Source organism: Oleiphilus sp. HI0117 (assembly GCF_001635235.1).
Window position 1 is genome coordinate 1 of sequence record NZ_LWGA01000740.1, and the last position, 4,572, is coordinate 4,572.

The 4,572-nt window shown below is 42.8% G+C and carries 4 protein-coding genes; 1 reads left to right on the top strand and 3 read right to left on the bottom strand.

Annotated elements, in window-relative coordinates; all coding sequences use genetic code 11:
- The coding region (locus A3757_RS11460; RefSeq protein ID WP_068739658.1) for an EAL domain-containing protein at positions 1 to 1,666 on the top strand (1,666 nt) is incomplete at its 5' end.
- A gap of 98 nt (positions 1,667 to 1,764) precedes the next feature.
- Here A3757_RS11460 and A3757_RS11465 read toward each other — a convergent pair.
- From A3757_RS11465 to A3757_RS11475, 3 genes are all read right to left on the bottom strand, one after another.
- Positions 1,765 to 2,967 (bottom strand): alginate export family protein, encoded by a 1,203-nt coding sequence (locus A3757_RS11465; protein WP_068553591.1) that lies wholly within the window; start codon positions 2,965 to 2,967, stop codon positions 1,765 to 1,767.
- 251 nt (positions 2,968 to 3,218) lie between these two features.
- A complete protein-coding gene (locus A3757_RS11470; protein ID WP_068553593.1) occupies positions 3,219 to 4,061 on the bottom strand; it encodes an ABC transporter ATP-binding protein in 843 nt (280 codons plus the stop codon).
- A 63-nt stretch (positions 4,062 to 4,124) separates the two neighbouring features.
- The coding region (locus tag A3757_RS11475; protein WP_156506288.1) for an ABC transporter permease at positions 4,125 to 4,572 on the bottom strand (448 nt) is incomplete at its 5' end.

The window sequence follows — 4,572 nt, forward strand, 5'->3', positions numbered from 1 at the left end:
AATTATAGATAAGGAGCACACAATTAGTTATGCCAGTAAGGCATTTCTAAAGCTTACTGGTAGCTGTGATATGAAGCTGGAGGGGCAGCCAATTTCGATACTGGAAAACAAACTTTCCCTTCCCCCGATCTCCTCTCAGGAGTTGAGTACACAAAGCTTATCGCCTAATACCGAAGGTCTGATTCAGAGTAAACTCAAGTGCACCGATGCAAATGGTGACACGCATTGGATGAAGACCAGTATTTCATTGCTTAAAAGCCATCCCTATCAAGAAACCTCAGAAATATCTCACTATGTGATTACTTTCGAAGATATCACCGATATCAAGAATCATCACGATGAAATGGAACGTATGGCTTTATACGACCCGCTGACAGGTCTAGAAAATCGGGTACTATTCCAGAAGAGGCTCGAGTCAGCAATTCAAAATGCCAAACGTAATATGGTAAAAGCTGCATTGTTGTTTATTGATATAGATAACTTCAAAACCATTAATGACTCCCTAGGTCATCAGGCCGGTGACGAGATTCTAAAATCCGTCGCCAAGCGCTTGAATGAGCATGTAAGGCAAAACGATAGCATTGCTCGTATCAGTGGTGATGAATTTACAGTCTTACTAAGCAACATTAAGAATTACGAAGATGCCAGTAAAGTAACACAGAATATAATCAACTCTTTTGAATCTCCCGTGATCATCGACACTCAGGAAGTCTTTATCACCGCGAGTATTGGCATTAGCGTCACCCCTGAAGACTCGCTTAATGACACTGACCTTATTAATAATGCCGACATCGCTATGTATCAGGCAAAGCAAAGCGGCAGAAACAATTATCAATTCTTCTCTGAAGATATGAACAACGAGATCCGCTATAAAATAAAGACAGAAAAGGAAATTCAGCACAGCATTGAAAACCAAGACTTCTTTTTGGTTTATCAGCCGATTCTCGATTTAAAAGATCAAAGCATTTCAGGCGTAGAAGCATCTCTACGCTGGCAATACACTGAAGAAGATATTCGTATGCCCGATGATTTTATCTCGATAGCAGAAAATGCAGGCAGCATTATTCCTCTCGGTAACTGGGTGCTAAAACAGCTTGTAAAAGATATCCAAAGACTACTTAAAGAAGGCATCAAAGATATTAGCTTTAGTGTCAACATATCGCCTAGACAACTTAAAGACCGTTACTTTGTTTCTGAAGTACGAGCGCTATTTTCCGAACACCCGAACTATATTAAATACCTGCATTTCGAGGTAGTTGAAAAGTGCTTCGTTGACCAAAAGCCCGAAGTGATTGGTCGTCTAAAAGAACTGAAAGATATGGGCGTTCATATTATCATCGATCGTTTTGGTTCAGGCTATGCGTCAATGAGCTACTTGAAACAAGTTCCGGCTCACGCCTTAAAAATAGACCAACGCTACCTTAATGGTCTCCCTGAAAATCAGGCAAACACTAACTTTAGCAATGCAATTATTAGTATGGCTCATCAGATGAAACTTTCTGTTACTGCTGATGGCGTTGAAAATGATTTACAGCTTGCACACTTAAAAAGCCATGGCTGCGACTACGCACAAGGAAGTTTATTCCATGAAGCAATGAAGCTCGAAGCCTTGCTAGAGTATCTCTCTAGCCCACATAAAAAACCGAAAAAAGCTAGCCTGAATTAACAAGAGGAAAGTCTTGTCAACCCGCGACGGGTACGGCACCAGGCTAGCAAAATAAGACCCTGAAGTCTTATTAACGGCTTATAGTTATGTGTCAGACTTTAGAACTTCATTCCAACCCACGCCCACATTACGGACTTATCAGTACCGCCAGAAGGTGCCGAGTAATCAGCATACTTCAGGCCTCCGCTATAGGTTTTATTAAACTTTTTGACTGCCAAAAGATCTATCTCTCTACCCGCGTCAGCACTGCCTTCATCGGTCTCAAAATCATGGTAAACACCCACCAGTTTTACACCAGCGAACTTACCTGAGACTGAAGCATAAGTGTCTACAACACCATTACCGCCACCCGCACCAAACAAGGACTGACCTAGAAATGCATCAGCCCAACCTTCAAACTTATGAACAGTTGCTAAAGGTGTCGCGAACGACTGATTGCCGTCGTCAGATCCTAAGGACGAATACCCAAGCTTGCCTGTCACTCCTGACGCAGTTAGGCCAACCTCAGCCATCATATAATCCATACTGGCATCTTTCGTTTCATTATCTTGCGAAGCATACTCTAGAGCATATGAAACTTTCAGATCTTCACCTGCTAATGTTGAGCCGGTAAAACTTGCACCAATTGTTGATAGCTCATCCCAACCATCTGCGGCACCATAAGGCTCTCCTGAGATCTCATAGTTGTATACCACAGCTTTACCAAAGGGAGTTTGGTAAGCAACATTTAATAGTGTTATATCAGTATCAGCGACATCCGCAAAGGCACCTGAGTTAATTCGGTTTACTTTATAAATATAGGATGCATCTAAAGTAAGACCTTCAATTGGCTTAACCGTAACTCTCGCCGCATCAAAAGTCTGGCGATCTTGGCGCCAACCAACATGACCTACATGACGCTGACCGTCCAAGGCAATCACTTGACGCCCTAGTTTTGCTGTCACCATGTCATTCTTATATTGAATAAAGCCTTGATCGAGCTCAGTTACTTCTGAGTCTAGAATTAATGCATCATCGTCCGCTTCTTCAATCCCCAAAACTTCACGACTATCTTCAAACTCGACCAGTGCAGTAAAGCCTTTGAATTCTGCCGTTTTGTATCCGATTCTCGTACGTAGGGTTAAGGCATCTGAATCAGTGTCATTGCTTCGGTCGTCACTTTCATATCGTAAACGCAAGTCACCATAGGCTTTACCACCTGTAATCGCCTCAGTAATCGTTTCTGGTGCAGCGACAACGCTACTCGAAGCAATGATCGTAGCGATTGCTGTGCTTAATAGGCTAATTGAACGTTTTTTCATTTACATCTCCTAGTTACTTTTTTAAAGGCCAAGCATAAGTCAGTCATTCTTTGTTTATGCTGTGACCCTCGCTATAAATATGGCTTTACTAATTCTTAAGGCATTAAAAAAGCGCTCACAAACAATGCGCTGTGAGATAACTACTGAGCCTCTACTCAACAGTTTTCTCGTGTCGCATTACTTGTGAACGCCGTTGTCCACCTACCCCCTATGTTTACGCCATTGTAAACGGGAGTAATGATTAACTTGTCTTACGCTGCCGCAATACCTGAGGCAGCTTTAGTTTTTTTTACTGAGGCACTAATCGGTTCAACTTTTCGTTGTTTTTCGTACAGGAACTTTAGAACTTCTGATCGAAGGTGAACGTATTCTGGGTCTTCTGCTAAGGCCAATCGATCACGAGGGCGTTCAAGACCAACATCTAATATTTCACCAATCGTTGCCGCTGGGCCATTAGTCATCATGACAATTCTATCTGACAGCAAAACTGCTTCGTCAACATCATGGGTGATCATAATAACGGTATTATTCAGCTCATTCTGGATCTCCATTAAGGAGTCTTGCATATGCGCCCTGGTCAGGGCATCTAGCGCGCCAAATGGCTCATCCATTAACAAAATCTCTGGCTGCATCGCCAAAGCACGAGCGATACCCACACGCTGCTTCATACCCCCTGATATTTCGTCAGGACGCTTATACATAGCGTGATCCATATGAACCAAGTGAAGATTATGTTCTACCCACTCTTTAGTTTCTGCTTTTGACTTAGTTTTTCCGAATACTTGCTTAACGGCCAGCTCAACATTTTCATACGCCGTCAACCACGGCAATAGAGAATGATTTTGGAAGACAACGGCTCGCTCAGGTCCTGGTTCTGTCACTTCTTTGCCGCTAAGAACTACACCGCCATTGGTTGCCTGATGTAGGCCAGCGACAACGTTCAAAACGGTTGACTTACCACAACCCGAGTGTCCGATAAGCGATACAAACTCGCCCTTTTTAATTTGTAAACTCACGTCCTGCAGCGCTGTGAACGGCCCCTTTGGTGTCGGAAAGACCATATCTATATGACTAATATCTAATAATGCGCTCATAATTCTATCCTCAATAAATTCAATCGTATTTCGTTACTTGTAGCTGTTCGGGCAGGTTAAGGCTTAAAGGCCTTTATTATCCCAAGACACTCGCTTTTGTATTTGTAACATTGCGCGATCTAACAAGAATCCGATAAAACCAATTACAACGACTGCTGCCATAATTCTACTTAGTGAATCTGAACTACCATTCTGGAATTCATCCCAAACGAACTTTCCAAGGCCTGGGTTTTGGGCCAACATTTCTGCGGCGATCAACACCATCCATGCGATACTTAAGGACAAGCGCATTCCGGTAAAGATCATCGGTACTGATGCAGGTAAAACAATTTTCTGAACATGTTTCAGAGCAGGTAATCGCAACACCTTACTTACGTTGACCAAGTTATCATCAATGGATGCAACACCCACTGACGTATTGATCACCATTGGCCATAAGCAGCAAAGTGTTACGGTGATCATCGAAACAATAAAGGACTTGGCTACCAGTGGATCTGACGAGACGTAGAGT